16 protein-coding genes are annotated in these 14,855 nt (G+C 68.4%); 6 read left to right on the top strand and 10 right to left on the bottom strand.

What is annotated here, in order from left to right; translation table 11 throughout:
• Positions 1–3 precede the first annotated feature (3 nt).
• The 3 genes from ACIOTO_RS14905 to ACIOTO_RS14895 all read left to right on the top strand — a co-directional run bounded on the left by ACIOTO_RS14905 (position 4) and on the right by ACIOTO_RS14895 (position 3,346).
• Positions 4–1,269, top strand: coding sequence for a sensor histidine kinase (locus ACIOTO_RS14905; protein WP_400858437.1), 1,266 nt, complete (start codon positions 4–6; stop codon positions 1,267–1,269).
• Positions 1,266–1,937 carry a response regulator gene (locus ACIOTO_RS14900; protein ID WP_400858436.1) on the top strand — a complete coding sequence of 224 codons (672 nt, stop codon included), beginning with the start codon at positions 1,266–1,268 and terminating at the stop codon, positions 1,935–1,937. Before ACIOTO_RS14905 ends, ACIOTO_RS14900 begins: the two co-directional genes overlap by 4 nt.
• Positions 1,938–2,035: 98 nt before the next feature.
• On the top strand, positions 2,036–3,346 hold the full coding sequence (locus tag ACIOTO_RS14895) for an acyltransferase (RefSeq protein WP_400858435.1): 1,311 nt from the start codon (positions 2,036–2,038) through the stop codon (positions 3,344–3,346).
• Between the two features lie 2 nt (positions 3,347–3,348).
• On the opposite strand, the gene ACIOTO_RS14890 is transcribed toward ACIOTO_RS14895, so the two are convergent.
• Both ACIOTO_RS14890 and ACIOTO_RS14885 read right to left on the bottom strand, forming a co-directional pair.
• Positions 3,349–3,942 carry a CbiQ family ECF transporter T component gene (locus ACIOTO_RS14890; protein ID WP_400858434.1) on the bottom strand — a complete coding sequence of 198 codons (594 nt, stop codon included), beginning with the start codon at positions 3,940–3,942 and terminating at the stop codon, positions 3,349–3,351.
• Positions 3,939–4,637 (bottom strand): energy-coupling factor ABC transporter ATP-binding protein, encoded by a 699-nt coding sequence (locus tag ACIOTO_RS14885; RefSeq protein WP_400858433.1) that lies wholly within the window; start codon positions 4,635–4,637, stop codon positions 3,939–3,941. Before ACIOTO_RS14885 ends, ACIOTO_RS14890 begins: the two co-directional genes overlap by 4 nt.
• Positions 4,638–4,703: 66 nt before the next feature.
• Between ACIOTO_RS14885 and ACIOTO_RS14880 the strand changes: the two genes are divergently transcribed.
• On the top strand, positions 4,704–5,288 hold the full coding sequence (locus ACIOTO_RS14880) for a TetR family transcriptional regulator (RefSeq protein ID WP_400858432.1): 585 nt from the start codon (positions 4,704–4,706) through the stop codon (positions 5,286–5,288).
• Here the strand turns inward: ACIOTO_RS14880 and ACIOTO_RS14875 are convergent.
• The 7 genes from ACIOTO_RS14875 to sufB form a co-directional block, all read right to left on the bottom strand.
• On the bottom strand, positions 5,251–6,621 hold the full coding sequence (locus ACIOTO_RS14875) for an MFS transporter (RefSeq protein WP_400858431.1): 1,371 nt from the start codon (positions 6,619–6,621) through the stop codon (positions 5,251–5,253). The two genes, ACIOTO_RS14880 and ACIOTO_RS14875, sit on opposite strands and share 38 nt — an antisense overlap.
• Positions 6,618–7,772, bottom strand: coding sequence for a MalY/PatB family protein (locus ACIOTO_RS14870; protein WP_400858595.1), 1,155 nt, complete (start codon positions 7,770–7,772; stop codon positions 6,618–6,620). The genes ACIOTO_RS14875 and ACIOTO_RS14870 overlap by 4 nt, the downstream gene beginning before the upstream one ends.
• A gap of 94 nt (positions 7,773–7,866) precedes the next feature.
• The gene (locus ACIOTO_RS14865; RefSeq protein ID WP_021200756.1) at positions 7,867–8,196 is read right to left on the bottom strand and encodes a metal-sulfur cluster assembly factor; all 330 of its coding nucleotides are present in this window, start codon (positions 8,194–8,196) and stop codon (positions 7,867–7,869) included.
• A 9-nt stretch (positions 8,197–8,205) separates the two neighbouring features.
• On the bottom strand, positions 8,206–8,976 hold the full coding sequence (sufC, locus tag ACIOTO_RS14860) for a Fe-S cluster assembly ATPase SufC (protein WP_029261756.1): 771 nt from the start codon (positions 8,974–8,976) through the stop codon (positions 8,206–8,208).
• A 3-nt stretch (positions 8,977–8,979) separates the two neighbouring features.
• Positions 8,980–9,306: a non-heme iron oxygenase ferredoxin subunit gene (locus ACIOTO_RS14855; protein ID WP_400858430.1), complete on the bottom strand. Its 327-nt coding sequence runs from the start codon at positions 9,304–9,306 to the stop codon at positions 8,980–8,982.
• Complete coding sequence (gene sufD, locus ACIOTO_RS14850; protein ID WP_400858429.1) at positions 9,303–10,508, bottom strand: Fe-S cluster assembly protein SufD; 1,206 nt, start codon at positions 10,506–10,508, stop codon at positions 9,303–9,305. Before sufD ends, ACIOTO_RS14855 begins: the two co-directional genes overlap by 4 nt.
• Positions 10,508–11,926: a Fe-S cluster assembly protein SufB gene (sufB, locus tag ACIOTO_RS14845; RefSeq protein ID WP_400858428.1), complete on the bottom strand. Its 1,419-nt coding sequence runs from the start codon at positions 11,924–11,926 to the stop codon at positions 10,508–10,510. Before sufB ends, sufD begins: the two co-directional genes overlap by 1 nt.
• 233 nt (positions 11,927–12,159) lie before the next feature.
• Here sufB and ACIOTO_RS14840 point away from each other — a divergent pair, with 233 nt between their 5' ends.
• Together ACIOTO_RS14840 and ACIOTO_RS14835 are read left to right on the top strand one after the other, a co-directional pair.
• The gene (locus ACIOTO_RS14840; protein ID WP_400858427.1) at positions 12,160–13,266 is read left to right on the top strand and encodes a heme A synthase; all 1,107 of its coding nucleotides are present in this window, start codon (positions 12,160–12,162) and stop codon (positions 13,264–13,266) included.
• Positions 13,267–13,332: 66 nt separating this feature from the next.
• The gene (locus ACIOTO_RS14835) at positions 13,333–13,815 is read left to right on the top strand and encodes a hypothetical protein (protein ID WP_400858426.1); all 483 of its coding nucleotides are present in this window, start codon (positions 13,333–13,335) and stop codon (positions 13,813–13,815) included.
• A gap of 73 nt (positions 13,816–13,888) precedes the next feature.
• Here ACIOTO_RS14835 and ACIOTO_RS14830 read toward each other — a convergent pair whose 3' ends face one another.
• A complete protein-coding gene (locus ACIOTO_RS14830; protein ID WP_400858425.1) occupies positions 13,889–14,794 on the bottom strand; it encodes a heme o synthase in 906 nt (301 codons plus the stop codon).
• Positions 14,795–14,855: the final 61 nt, after the last annotated feature.

Here is a 14,855-nt window from a genome sequence, read left to right as displayed (position 1 = left end):
GTCATGGCACGCCGCCGACAGCGCACACCGCTGCGCCAACGGATCAGCCGTCGCACCTTCGCCCTCGGGGCGCTGGGTGCGGCGGTCGTGGCGTTGTACGCGATCCTCGTCCCGCTCCAGACCGTCCTGTCCGGCACGCCGCTGCCTCTGTCGTTCATCCTCGGCGCGGCGCTGTGCGTCTCGCCTGTGCTCGCGATCAGCCGCCCGGTCTGGGCGATCGGCTTGTTCACCGTGGGAGCACTCACCCTGCCGCTCACGGTCGTGCCGGAACTCGCGATCCAGTCGCCGTGGCCCTGGTCCGTCCCCGCCCTCCTGACCTTCGCCCTGTTCGTCGGGGTGGTCACATTCCTCCATGGCGCACGGCTCGGTGCCTTCGCACTGATCCTCGGCGCGATCGCATCGCTTCTGGCGCCGGTGCTCCGCCCCGACATGGTGGCCACGCCGGAGTCATCCGCCAGCGCCACGGCCGACCTCATCGTCACGACAGCGGTGGCATCCGCGGTGTACCTCATCGCGGCGCTCGTCGCCGGGAGGGTCCGGGTCGCTGCCGAGCTGACGCGCGAGAAGGAGCACAGCGCGCTCGAGGAGGCCCGGCGCGCGCTCGTCGAGGAACGCACGCGGATCGCGCGCGAGCTGCACGACGTGGTCGCACACAGCATGTCCGTGATCCAGGTGCAGGCGTCGACCGCCAAATATCGCATTCCCGCGCTCAACGACGCGGCGACAGCCGAGTTCGACGACATCGCTGCGACCGCCCGCGGCTCGCTGGCCGAGATGCGGCGGATGCTCGGGGTGCTCCGCACCGAAGACCAGACCGCCGAGCTCGCTCCCCAACAGGGCATCGACGACATCCCGGCGCTGGTCGACACCATCCGCCGCGCGGGGGTCGAGGTCGGACTCGTGCTCGAGGGCGGCGAGGCCGCAGCAGCCGCGACACCCTCGGTGCAGATCGCCGCGTTCCGCATCGTCCAGGAGGCGCTGAGCAACGCCGTGCGGCATGCGCCCGGTGCCCGCATCGCCGTGCAGCTGCGTGCCGAGGCCCGCAGCATCCGCATCCGCGTGCACAACGGCGCACCGCCCCGCACGCCCGACGGCCCCGGCGGGGGCTACGGCCTGCGCGGGATGCGCGAACGCGCCGAGATCCTGGGCGGCAGCCTTTCGGCCGGCCCCTCATCCGATGGCGGCTGGGACGTGGAGGCCGTGCTCCCCCTGGATGCGGACGGTTCCGATGCGAGCGCAGCCGCTTCTCTCGACAAGGAGACCCCGTGACGATCAGCGTCCTCATCGCCGACGATCAGGCCATGGTCCGTGCGGGTTTCGCCGCTCTCCTCGATGCCCACGAGGGCATTCGGGTGTCCGGGCAGGCGGCGAACGGCGCCGAAGCCGTCGCCCTGGCGGCGCGTCTGGATCCCGACGTGATCCTGATGGACGTGCGCATGCCCGAACTCGACGGGATCGAAGCCACCCGGCGGATTCTCGGCCCGTCGTACCCCGCCGCGCATGTCCCCCGGATCCTGATGCTCACCACCTTCGACATCGACGACTACGTGTACGACGCGCTGGAGGCCGGAGCCAGCGGGTTCCTGCTGAAGGACGCACTCCCCGAGGAGCTCGTGCACGCGGTGCGCGTCGTCGCGAACGGGGATGCGCTCCTCGCGCCGAGCGTGACCCGACGAATCATCGAGCAGTTCGCCGGCCGCAGGCCCCGTGCACCTCGCTCGGCCACTGCGCTCGCCGAACTCACCGACCGCGAGCGGGAGGTGCTGGTGCTGATCGGGAAAGGGCGCTCGAACACCGAGATCGCGGCCGACCTCTTCATCGCGGAGCAGACCGTCAAGACCCATGTCGGCAAGGTACTCGCCAAGCTGAACCTCCGCGACCGCGTGCATGCGGTGATCCTCGCCTACGACACCGGGCTGGTCGAGCCGTCCTCCTGACTCACACCGTCGTAGGGGGTCGTAACGGCACCCGAGGGTGATGCATCCGCGGACACGGCATCCATAGTCTCCTGGGACACCACTCCCGAGGAGGACTCATGACCACCGTCCAGGCACCCACTGCCGGCATCATCGCGCCTCCGCAACGCGCGTCCCGTGACACCGGTATCGACTTCGTCCGGGCGCTCTGCGTCCTCGGCGTGGTCCTGCTCCACTCGATCATGGTGGGCGTCACCGTCGACGCGGCCGGCCCCGTGTTCGAGAACGCCAGCGACGGTACCGGGTGGATCGCGCCGCTGAGTTGGCTCCTCCAGGTGATGCCGCTGTTCTTCGTCATCGGCGGGTTCTCCGGGCTCCTCGCCTACCGTCGGCTGCGGGAGCGCGGCGGGAGCGCCCTCGGGTTCGTGGCCGGGCGACTGCATCGTCTGCTGCGACCCGCCGTCTTCACGATCGCCATCGTCGGGGTCGGGCTCGCGCTCCTCACGGTCTTCGGTGTACCCGCCGATCTGATCGCGACCGCGGGCTTCCGCTACGGTCAGCCGCTCTGGTTCCTCGGCGTCTTCCTCCTGTGCCAGGCGCTGCTTCCCGCATTGGCCGCCGCCCACGAGCGCGCCCCCTACCGCACGATCGGTGCTCTCGTCGCGGCATCCATCGCCGTCGACGTGTTGCGCGCCGCGACCGGGCTCGAGGGCCTCGGCTTCCTGAACCTCGCCTTCGTGTGGATGACGCTGCAGCAGCTGGGGTTCTTCCTCGCCGACGGACGCATCGGGCGCCTGAGTCGACGCGTCCGGGCCACCGCGGGCCTCGGCGCCCTGCTCCTGCTCGTCGCAACGTTCCTGACCGGGGTGTACTCCCCCGACCTCATCGCCAACATCAACCCGCCGACTGCAGCCCTCCTGCTCGTCGGCGTCGCACACACCAGCCTGCTCTCCCTGCACCGCGAACGCATCGAGCGGTTCAGCCGCCGACCGCGCGTGGCGGCATTCACGGCGTTCGTGACGGTGCGCACCATGACGATCTATCTCTGGCACATGCCTGTCCTGCTGGTGATGGCCGGCGCGACCGCCGTGTACGCCCTCGTCACGGGCGTCACGCTCCCGTCGCTCGACAGCGCGGACTGGTGGGCGGCCCGACCGCTCTGGCTCGCGACCGCGCTCGCGCTGACCGCACTCGTCGCTGTGGCCTTCACCCGTTTCGAGTCACAGCCCGCGCCGCAGGCCACCGGGTCGCTACCCCGCCTCGTCGCGGGAGCGCTGAGCGGCCTGGTCGGTGTCCTGATGCTCCTGGTACTCGGCACATCCGTCGCGACCGCTCTGATCGCGGTCGCCCTGATCCTCGCGGCGCTCCGACTCGCGTCTCAGACGACGCCGCTGCCGCCGGTCGGAGTGCGCACGCTCATCCCCGCATAGGGTCAGCCCAGGCCCCGTGCTGCCAGCGCGTCACCGACATCGTCCGCGTGTCGGAGGGCGAGAACGAGCAGGGGCACCACGGCGCGCACGCCCAACCGCACGTCGCGGGCTCGCGACGCATCCCGCACGCGCTCCGCGAAGCCGGCGATCACGGGGATCGTCGTGATCGTGAGCGAGATCGTGAGCGCCACCCCGTCGGGATCGACTCCCCATCGCTGGAACGGGCGCAGGATGCCCTGCAGCACCTCCACGAGATCCGCCATCCGGGTCGTGAGCGTCAACAGGCTCGCGAGCAGGAGAATCGTCACGACGCGTCCCGTGCCGACCCACGCCGCGAGAGGCGAGACGAAGACCCCGAGCGCCGCGGCGAGTACGACGATGATCCAGCGCAGACGCCAGATCTCGAGCAACGGCACCCGGATGGGCATTCCCCCGATGCCGTACAGCGCGAGGACCGCCGCGAGCGAGAGGGGGATGCTCACCGCGTCGTGGGGGTACAGCGACAGAACGAGCGCTCCGATCGCCAGCGCGGCGAGCTTGAGCCCGGCAGGAGCGCGATGGAGGATGCTGCTTCCGGGACGGTAGAGCGCGATCATTCGCACGCTCGACGATAGGCCGGGATCACGGTCGACGGCTCTCCGGACGCCGTGACCCGCCCGTCTTCGAACAGCATCGCGGCCTCACAGCGCGCGGCCAGTTCGAGGTCATGTGTCACCACGACGACCTGGGCCTGCTGCGCCAGGAGCAGGTCGCCGATGCGTCGAGAGTTGCGCAGGTCGAGGAGTGTCGTCGGCTCGTCCGCGACGATGAGCTGCGGTTCGGTGGCCAGCACTGCGGCTAGGGCGAGCATCTGCTTCTGGCCCCCCGACAGGCTGGATGCGGGGACATCCGCGTGGTCCGCCAGACCATGCACGGCGAGGGTGTCTCTGACGCGGTCGGCGACCTCGGCCTTCGCCCGGCCGCGCAGGGACAGCGCGATGTCTTCGGCCGGGGTGGGCATGAGGATCTGCGCATCGGGGTTCGTGAACACGAATCCGACGCGGCGGCGGAGGGCGGCGCGGTCACGCACCGTGTCGAGGCCGTGCACCCTCACCTCGCCGGCGCTCGGAGTGACGAGTCCGTTCAACAACCGGGCGAACGTGGACTTCCCCGACCCGTTCGCACCGATCACCGCGATCGTCGGAGCCGTCAGCGAGGCGGTGACCTCTCGCAGCACGGGGCGACCGTCGAGCACCACCGAGACCGCGTCCACGGCGATCGTCGCGACACCCGTCTCTCGTGTGCGTTTCATGCGGATCCCTCCGACGCGTTTCTCCTGAACACCGTTCACCTGAACGTCGTTCACTATAATCGGAGGATGAGCCCGGAGACGAATCAGGCACGGCACGACCGCGACAGCGTCGCCCGGAGCGCGCTCGCCCTCCTCGACGAAGTCGGGCTCGCCGACCTCTCGATGCGGCGCATCGCCGCCCGCCTGGATGTACAGCCCTCTGCCCTCTACTGGCACTTCACCAGCAAGCAGGAGCTGCTCGCCGAACTCGCCGACCGGATCACCGCATCGATCCCCCGCGGCAGCGACGGCGTGCTGGCAACCGCCCGAGGCATCCGCGACGCCCTCTTCACCCACCGCGACGGCGCCGAACTGGTCCTCAGCACCTACGCCCTGCAACTCGGCTCCTCGCACGCGCAGTCGGTGCTGACCGCGGCGCTGGAGGCCCACGGGGCATCCGACGCCGCTGACCGGGGCGCGGCGATCCTGCACTTCGTGCTCGGACACGCCACCCTCGTGCAGCAGCGCATGCACGCCGACAGCCACGGTGCGCTGCCCACCGCCGGGGAGATCGACGTCACGGCCGGCCTCGACCGTGTCTTCGACCTCGGAGTGACTGCGCTCGCGGGGGTGCTCAGCGCACCGGCGACTCCGCCGCGTGCCCGAGTCTGAGTCCGGGCACGATCGCGAGAGCGACGAGTCCGACGCAGAAGGCGAACACCGCACCGAAAGCACCCGCCTCACCTCCGAGGGATGCCACCGCGAGACCGGCCAGCGCGATCGCGACGGCCGAACCGGTGGCGTCCGAGATCGACAGGGCAGAGGAGTTGAATCCCTGATTCGTCTCGTCCGAGTAGGCGAGCGTCAGGACGGTCAACCGCGGGTACAGCAGCCCCATCCCGCCACCGGCGAATGCCCAGCCGAGCACCACCACCGCCGCCGAGACGTCGAAGAGCGCGGCGACGAGGACGCAGAGCAGCGCCACCAGGAGCGAGCCGAGACTGATCAGCGTGATGCGGTGATTCCCCAGACGCTCACCGTATCGCCCCTGCAGCGCCGAGGCGCCGGCCCAGGCCAATGCCGCCAGCATCAGTGCGACTCCCGCCCACGTCGCACTGAAGTCGAACTTCTTCATCAGCAGGTACGGGATGTAGGCCTCAGCGGCGAAGAACGCACCCGCCACGATGCCGCGCATCAGCACCACGCTCGGCAGCCCCTGGCCTGCGCGCAACGTGCGCCGCGGCAGCAGCGGGAGCACGGCGAGTCCGACCGCGACGACGGCACCGAGCGCGACCGGCCAGCCGACCGACGGTGCCATGTCGGCAGAGAAGCCGACCACGACGGCGAGAACGGCCACGACCACGGCGAGTGCGAGGCGCACGACGAGGGCGCGTCGGTTCTGCGGCTCCCCCTGCCCCAGGTCGACACCACGGAGGCGGACAGCGATCATCACGAATGCGGCGCCCGTCAGCACCGCGACGCCCAGGAACGCCCATCGCCAGTCGAGGTACTCCGCGACGGCCCCGGCCAGGAATGGTCCGACCATCGACGGCACGACCCAGGCCGCGGCGAAGGCGGCGAAGATCCTGCCGTGCAGATGAGGCGGATACAGCCGCGCCACCACGACGTAGAGCGCGACGGTCTGCCCGCCGGTGCCGAGCCCCTGGACGAGTCGTCCGATCAGGAACTGATGCATCGTCACGGCGAAACCCGAGACGAGAAGACCGACGATGAAGAGCGTGACGGCGACATACAGGGCGCCGCGCGGTCCGCGGGCGTCCGACCACGCGCCCGTGGCGACCATGCCGATCACACTCGTCGCCAGGGTGCCGGCGAAAGCCACGGCGTAGAGGGCCTCGCCGTGGAGAGCTTCGCTGACGATCGGCATGACCGTCGTCACCGCGAGTGCCTCGATGGCGGCGAGAAAGATCAGGGCGACCGCGCCGAGGGTCACCCAGATGCGTTGGCGGTCCCAGATCGTCGCGGCGTCGACCGGAGCCGTCATCGGCCCACGAGCGCCGTGATGCGCTCCATCGCCTCAGTGATGATCTCCGGGGAGGTGCCGAAGTTCAATCGCACATGGCCCGCACCCTCGGCGCCGAAAGCCAGTCCGAAGTGCAGGGCGACCTTCGCGTCGCGCAGGATGCGTCGCGCGGGATTGTCGCCCCAGTCGAGCGCGGTGAGGTCGATCCACGCGAGGTACCCGGCGTCCGGAATGCGATAGCGCGCACCCGGCAGGTGCGCCGCCAGAAGGTCCTCGAGCAGCACTCGATTCTCATCGAGGGTGCGCAGCAGCCCGTCCAGCCAGGGGTCGCTCTCTTCCGAGAATGCGGCCACGGCGGCGAGCAGACCGAACTGTCCGGTACGCCACTCCACCTCGACGGGCAGGCCGCGCACGACCTCGCTCGTCGCGTCGTCGGCGGTGACCATCAAGGCACACTTCAGACCGGCGAGGTTGAACGCCTTGCTGGCGCTGACGACTGCATAGCCGACGCGCCGGGCCGCATCGCTCACGGCGAGGAACGGCGTGAACCCGGTTCCCGGTTGCGCGAGCGGCGCATGGATCTCGTCCGAGACGACGGCCGCCCCGAACTCATCCGCCAGGTCCGCGAGCGCGGCGAGGCCGTCGCGGTCATGCACCGTGCCGGTCGGGTTGTGCGGGTTGCAGAGCAGGATCGCCGTCGCTCCGTCGTCGAAGGCCGCACGGATGCCGTCGAGATCGAGTTCCCATCGGGTTCCCGTGTCACGCAGCGGGACGCGCTGGACCTCTGCGCCGGCCTCGGCGACCAGGTCGTAGAACGGCGGATACACCGGAGGGGTCACGACGACCCGCTCCCCCGGCTGCGTCACACGGCGGAGGATCTCCACGATCCCCATGCTCACGTCTGCCGTGCTCCGCATGCGCGCGGGGTCGGGCTCCCAGCCGTAGCGTCGGTTCGCGAAAGCGGCGAACGACTCGGCGAGCGGTGTCCGCGATGCGACATACCCGGTGTCACCGATCTCCACGGCGCGCCGCAGCGCATCCGAGATCGCCGGCGCCAGCGGAAAGTCGGTCTCGGCGACGAACAGCGGAAGCACATCGTCCGGGTACTCACGCCACTTCTCGCTGCTGCGCTCGCGAAGCTCCGCCAGAGGCAGTGCCTTCACCTGAAGCATTCGTTCTCCCGAGGTTCCGAAACGCGTCATCGTCGTATCGTCGGATCCGACGCGCGCGTCGTCGTGCCGCCTCGCGGCAGCGGTCCCGTGCGGATCAGATCGCGAAGCCGAGCGCGCGCATCATGTCGCGCCCGTCGTCCGTGATCCGCTCCGGACCCCACGGCGGCATCCAGACCCAGTTGATGCGGAATCGATCGACGACGCTGTCCAGAGCCTGAGCGGTCTGGTCCTCGAGCACGTCGGTGAGCGGGCAGCCAGCGCTGGTCAGCGTCATGTGGATGACGAGAGCATCGTTCTCGTCATCCCAGGCGAGGTCGTAGATGAGGCCGAGGTCGACGACGTTGATCCCGAGCTCGGGGTCCATGACGTCTTTGAGAGCCTCGGTGACCGCGTCGTACTTCTCGTCCGTGAGGGTCGCTGTCATGCGATCAGCCTACGCCTCGATGGGGGCTGCAGGGTCGAGGAAACGGTCGTATCCCTCGTTCTCCAGCCGGTCTGCGAGCTCAGGGCCGCCCTCTTCGACGATCTTCCCCGCGACGACGACGTGGACGAAGTCGGGGCGGATGTAGCGGAGGATGCGGGTGTAGTGCGTGATCAGCAGTACGCCGAGTCCGGTGGACTCCTTCGCGCGGTTGACGCCCTCGGAGACGATCTTGAGCGCGTCGACGTCGAGACCCGAGTCGGTCTCGTCGAGGACTGCGAACTTCGGCTTCAGCACTTCGAGCTGCAGGATCTCGTGGCGCTTCTTCTCGCCGCCGGAGAAGCCCTCGTTGACGTTGCGCTGCGCGAACTTGGGGTCCATGCGCAGGTTCGACATGGCCGCCTTGACGTCCTTGGTCCAGCCGCGGATCGCCGGCGCTTCACCGTCGAGTGCAGTCTTCGCGGTGCGGAGGAAGTTCGTCACGGTGACGCCGGGGATCTCGACCGGGTACTGCATGGCGAGGAAGAGCCCGGCGCGGGCGCGCTCGTCGACCGTCATCTCCAGGACGTCCTGGCCGTCGAACGTGATCGACCCGGAGGTCACCGTGTACTTCGGGTGACCGGCGATCGTGTAGGCCAGGGTCGACTTGCCCGAACCGTTGGGGCCCATGATGGCGTGGGTCTCACCGGTGTTCATGGTGAGGTTGATTCCGTTGAGGATCGGGGTGGTCCCCGCATCGGTCTCGACCGTCACATGCAGGTCGCGGATCTCGAGAACAGACATTCTTCAAACTTCCTTAATAACAGTCGGATCGATGAGCACGTCGTCGCCGTCGATCTGGACGACGTAGACCGGGACGGGCTCATATGCGGGGAGATTCTGGGGCTTGCCGGTGAGCAGCGAGAACGCGGAGCCGTGAGCCCAGCACTCCACCGTGTCACCTTCGACGAAGCCTTCGGACAGCGAGATGTCGCCGTGGGTGCAGGTGTCGCCGATGGCGTGGATGACTCCCTCGCCGTCTTTGATCACCGTGATCGGCACGCCGCCCGGATCGACACGCAACGGCATGTCCTGCTCGAGGTCGGCGACTCCGCAGACGCGTACGGCGGTCATGCACTCACCTCGGCCAGCTCCGCCTCGATCGCCGCCAGCAGCTCGGTCTCGAGGGCGGGGATGCCGAGGCGCTGCACGATGTCGGTGAGGAAGCCGAGCACGACGAGCCGACGTGCCTCCTCCTCGCTGATACCGCGCGCCTGCAGGTAGAACAGCTGCTCGTCGTCGAAACGACCCGTCGCACTCGCGTGTCCGGCGCCGAGGATGTCGCCGGTCTCGATCTCGAGGTTCGGGATCGAGTCGGCGCGGGCGCCCTCGGTGAGGACCAGGTTGCGGTTCGCCTCGTAGGAGTCGGTACCCGTGGCATCGGCACCGATCAGCACGTCGCCGATCCAGACGCTGTGTGCGCCCTGACCCTGCAGCGCGCCCTTGTAAAGGACGTCGCCCTTGGTGTGCGGTCCCTTGTGGTGCAGGTACACCTGGCTCTCCAGATGCTGCCCGGCGTCTGCATAGGACAGGCCGTAGAGGTACCCCTCGGAGCCAGCGCCTGCGAGCTCGACGTTCGGGTTGACGCGCACGACGCCGCCGCCGAAGCTCACGACGAAGTGCTTGAGCGTCGCATCCGCACCGACCCGTGCCTGGTGTGCAGACGCATGGACCGCGTCATCCGCCCACTGCTGCAGGCTGATGACCGACAGCTTCGCGCCGTCGCGGACGATGATCTCGACGTTCTGGACGTACTGGGCGGACCCGGTGTGCTGCAGGACGACGGTCGCCGAGCTGTGCTCGAGCGCCTCGATCACGATGTGCGCGTCGGCACGACGGTCGGCTCCGAGACCGGCGATGGAGACGAAGATCGGCTCTGCGACCTCTTCCTCGCGCGGGATCCGCACGTGGAGGGCCTCGACGGATCCCTGCCAGGCCACGGCCGCGGTGACGTCTTCGGCGAGGAAGACCTCGCCGCGGGGGGCGGTACCGATCGCGAGCGGCGCGGCGATGTACTGCTCCCCCGCGTTGATCGTGTAACTCACACCGTCGTTCTGCGGAGCCACCTCGAACAGCGAGGTGAGCTGCGCGACGGGTGTGTGCTTCCAGTTGACCTCGCGCCCGGTGGGGGCGCCGAAGTCGGCCGGCTCGAAAGAGTGCGGACGCTCGGAGCGGGTCTGCACCGGGACGAATCCGGCCGCGGCCACCTGGGCGGCGGGGTCGATGTGCGCGTTCGTGTGCTGCGCCTCGGCAGGCGCTGTCGTAGCGGCGGTCACTAGCCGACCGATCCTTCCATGCCCATCTCGATGAGCTTGTTCAGTTCCATCGCGTATTCCATCGGCAGTTCCCGCGCGATCGGCTCGATGAAGCCGCGCACGATCATCGCCATCGCCTCGTCCTCGGGCATGCCGCGGGACTGCAGGTAGAACAGCTGCTCCTCGCTCACCTTCGAGACCGTGGCCTCGTGGCCGAGCTGCACGTCGTCGACACGGATGTCGATCGCCGGATAGGTGTCGGAGCGGGACTTCGTGTCGACGAGCAGAGCGTCGCAGCGCACGGTGTTCGCGGAGTGGTGTGCCGCGGCATCCACTCGCACCTCACCGCGATAGCCGGCTCGTCCTCCGCCGCGGGCGATCGACTTCGAGACGATCGACGACTGCGTGTACGGAGCCATGTGGATCATCTTGGCGCCGGCGTCCTGGTGCTGACCGGGACCGGCGAAGGCGACCGACAGCGTCTCGCCCTTGGCGTGCTCGCCCATCAGGTAGATCGACGGGTACTTCATCGTCACCTTGGAGCCGATGTTGCCGTCGACCCACTCCATGGTCGCACCCTCGTACGCCACGGCGCGCTTGGTGACCAGGTTGTAGACGTTGTTCGACCAGTTCTGGATCGTCGTGTAGCGAACGCGGGCGTTCTTCTTCACGATGATCTCGACGACGGCCGAGTGCAGCGAGTCCGACTTGTAGATCGGGGCCGTGCAGCCCTCGATGTAGTGGATGTAGCTGTCCTCGTCGGCGATGATCAGGGTCCGCTCGAACTGGCCCATGTTCTCGGTGTTGATGCGGAAGTACGCCTGCAGCGGGATCTCGACGTGCACGCCCTTGGGGACGTAGACGAAGGAGCCGCCCGACCAGACGGCCGTGTTCAGCGCGGCGAACTTGTTGTCGCCGGCGGGGATGACCGTGCCGAAGTACTCCTCGAAGAACTCGGGGTGCTCGCGCAGGGCCGTGTCGGTGTCCATGAAGATGACGCCCTGTGCCTCCAGGTCCTCGCGGATCTGGTGGTAGACGACCTCGGACTCGTACTGGGCGGCGACACCGGCGACGAGACGCTGGCGTTCGGCCTCGGGGATGCCGAGGCGCTCGTAGGTCTCACGGATCTCGACGGGAAGGTCTTCCCACGTCTGCGCCTGCTTCTCGGTGGAGCGGACGAAGTACTTGATGTTGTCGAAGTCGATCTCGCTGAGGTCGGCGCCCCAGGTCGGCATCGGCTTCTTCCCGAAGAGCTGGTAACCCTTGAGACGGGTCTTCAGCATCCATTCGGGTTCGTTCTTGAGCGCAGAGATTCCTCGCACGACCTCTTCCGAGATCCCGCGTTTGGCGATGGCGCCGGCGGCGTCTTCATCGTGCCAGCCGAATTCGTACACCCCCAGACCGTCAAGCTCCGGGCGGTCGATCAGTACATCCGACATCCAACACTCTCCTCACAGGTCCCAAACGGTGTCATCCGCCCCGACACACCTGATCCCCGTCGAGTCTGCGGGAGCGGGTGCCGTTGGTGGGCCCTCATCACCGGCGCTTCCATCGCGCCTAAACTGTTGTCGATGCTTCAGCGCGGTCAGCGCTCATCGCAACAATCCGATTCTACAGGTTCCGCCTGACAGACGGGCCATGCCCGCAGGTTCCAGCGCGGTCCGGAGGACTAATGCCCGAGACGACGATCCCCGCCTCCACTCCGACGCAGACGGCTCCGCCCCGTTCTGCTCCGTGGGGACGCGCGCTGACGGTCTTCGCCTGGCTCTCCTTCCTCAGCGAGACCATCATCATCGGCACCGGCGGCGCGGTGCGCCTCACCGGATCGGGCCTCGGATGCTCCGACTGGCCGCTGTGCACACCGGACTCCCTGGTCCCGATCCTCGAAGTGCAGGGCATCCACGGCATCATCGAGTTCGGCAACCGGCTGATGACGGGTGTGGTGGGGATCATCGCGCTGGCGGTCGTGCTGCTGGTCCTGCACCTCTTCAGCGGGAAGCGCGGCCTGGTCACCGCGCTCTGGTTCGCCGCCGGCGGCATCGTGGCGGCCGTCGCCGCGTTCGGCATCGCCGCCCCCCTGCACTTCCCGGCCTCCCCCATCGCGCTCGGCGTGCTCTTGATCGCTGTCATCGCGGCGGCGGTCCGCTCCATCCGCACGACGCCCTCCAGACGCGACCTGGTCCTACTGGCCTGGCTCGTACTCATCGGCGTGGTCGCCCAGGCGCTCGTCGGCGGCATCACGGTGCTGACCGGCCTCAACCCCTTCATCGTGGGCTTCCACTACACCTCGTCCCTGCTGCTCGTCTGCATCACGGCGGCGTTCCTGGTGCGCCTGAAGACGGACGGCGGACCCCGTGAGCGCGCGGTTCCCGCGTGGTTCGCGGCTGTCACCCACGTGACCGGCCTCGCACTCGCCGTGACGATCGTCTTCGGCGTGCTGACGACCGGGTCGGGTCCCCATTCCGGCGACGCGGATGTGCTGCGGCACGGCTTCGACGCGACCGTGCTCGCCCACGTGCACTCGTGGCCCGGCTATATCCTGGCCGCCCTCGTGCTGTTCCTCACGGTCGCCGCCTGGGCGCTGCGCCTGGAGCCGCGGCGCTGGCTGCTCGTCCTGGTGCTGGCGATACTGGTGCAGGTCGGTGTGGGGGTCTGGCAGGCACGTGAGGGACTCCCTCCGCTGCTCGTCGGCATCCACATGGTGCTCGCCTCGCTCTCGGCCGCCGCATACACCGTGGTCGTGCTCCATCTGAAGCGCCAGGTCCCCGCCGAGGCCTGACCCCGCACAGGCGATCCACAGCTCGCACATCGCCGACTCATCAGCGTGTCCGCGATCGTGGACGACATGAACAAGTCACTCTCACGCAGCATCGGATTCTGGCTCCTCCTGGTCGTGTCCCTCGCCACGACAGCTGTCGGCGGATGGCTCATCTCCGGTCAGATCGGGACGATGACGACCACCCTGCTCGACGGCACGGCCACGGGCGTCGAGGTATACGTCGGCCAGTCGCTCGTCGTCGTGGGCGCAGGCGTCCTCGCGGCCGGAATCGTCGGCATCCTGTTCACCCTCGGGCTCGTCGCGGCACGCTCGCTCGTCCCCGCTCCCGCCCCGGCCGTCGTCGAGGCGATCGACTGGACCGCCGAGACCGCACAGCCTCAGGCCGCGGCCGAGACCGCAACGTCCGAAACCACGGAATCCCCCGCGGCAGCGCCGACGTACGACACGGCGACAGTCGACGAGGTGCCCGCCGCTGACGCGCACGACACCGCTCGGGACGACGCTCCCGCCAGCGACGCGAAGCCGGACGACTCGACGATCACACGCTGATCTGCTGAGCGGAAAGAACGACGGAGCGGCGCCGAGGAATCGGCGCCGCTCCGTCGTTTCAGAAGCTTTCGGGTCAGAACGGCAGCAGCGGGTCGATCGCGACCGCGACGAAGATCAGCGTCAGGTAGGTGATCGAGGCGTGGAACACGCGCATGGGCCGCGGCTCGGTGCCGTGGACGGCACGGTTGTAGAGCCGGTGCGACTCGTAGATGAACCATCCGCCGAAGACGGCCGCGGAGACGGTGTAGACCAGGCCCATGTCCGCGATCGGGACGAGGAGCAGAGAGCACGCCACCGTCGCCCACGCGTAGAGGATGACCTGGAGGCCGACCTGCGAGGCGTTGCGGGTGACACCCAGCATCGGCACATCGACGTCTTCGTAATCGTCCTTGTACTTCATCGACAGCGGCCAGTAGTGCGGCGGCGTCCAGAGGAAGATCAGGAGGAAGAGGACGAACGCCGGCCAGTCGAGCGAGCCGGTGACGGCGGACCAGCCAATGAGCACGGGGAAGCACCCGGCGATGCCGCCCCAGATGATGTTCTGCTCGGTGCGGCGCTTGAGGATCATCGTGTAGATCACGACGTAGAAGAAGATCGCGGTCGCGGACAGGGTTGCGGCGAGCCAGTTGGTCGTGGCGAGCAGCCAGACCGTCGACACGATCGCGAGCGTCCAGGAGAAGATCAGCGCGCCGCGCGGGCTGATCTCGCCCGTGACCAGCGGTCGATTTTCGGTGCGATGCATGTGCGCGTCGATGTCACGATCGAGGTACATGTTGAATGCGGCGGCGGAACCGGCGCTCAACGAGCCGCCGATGACGGTCGCCAGCACCAGCCACAGGTTGGGCAGTCCGCCCTGCGCCAGGAACATCACCGGAACGGTCGAGACGAGCAGAAGCTCGAGGACACGCGGCTTGGTCAGCGTGACGTAAGCCTTCACCGTGCGACCGATGGACGACTTCCTCACGGTCTGATCAGACATCGTCGAGATCTCGATCGCCTCCTCCGCACATGTGACCGGACAACCTCTCCAGTCTATGACA

The organism is Microbacterium sp. NPDC087592, from assembly GCF_044743585.1.
Classification (GTDB): Bacteria; Actinomycetota; Actinomycetes; order Actinomycetales; family Microbacteriaceae; genus Microbacterium.
This window is presented reverse-complemented; position numbering and strand designations above follow the sequence as displayed.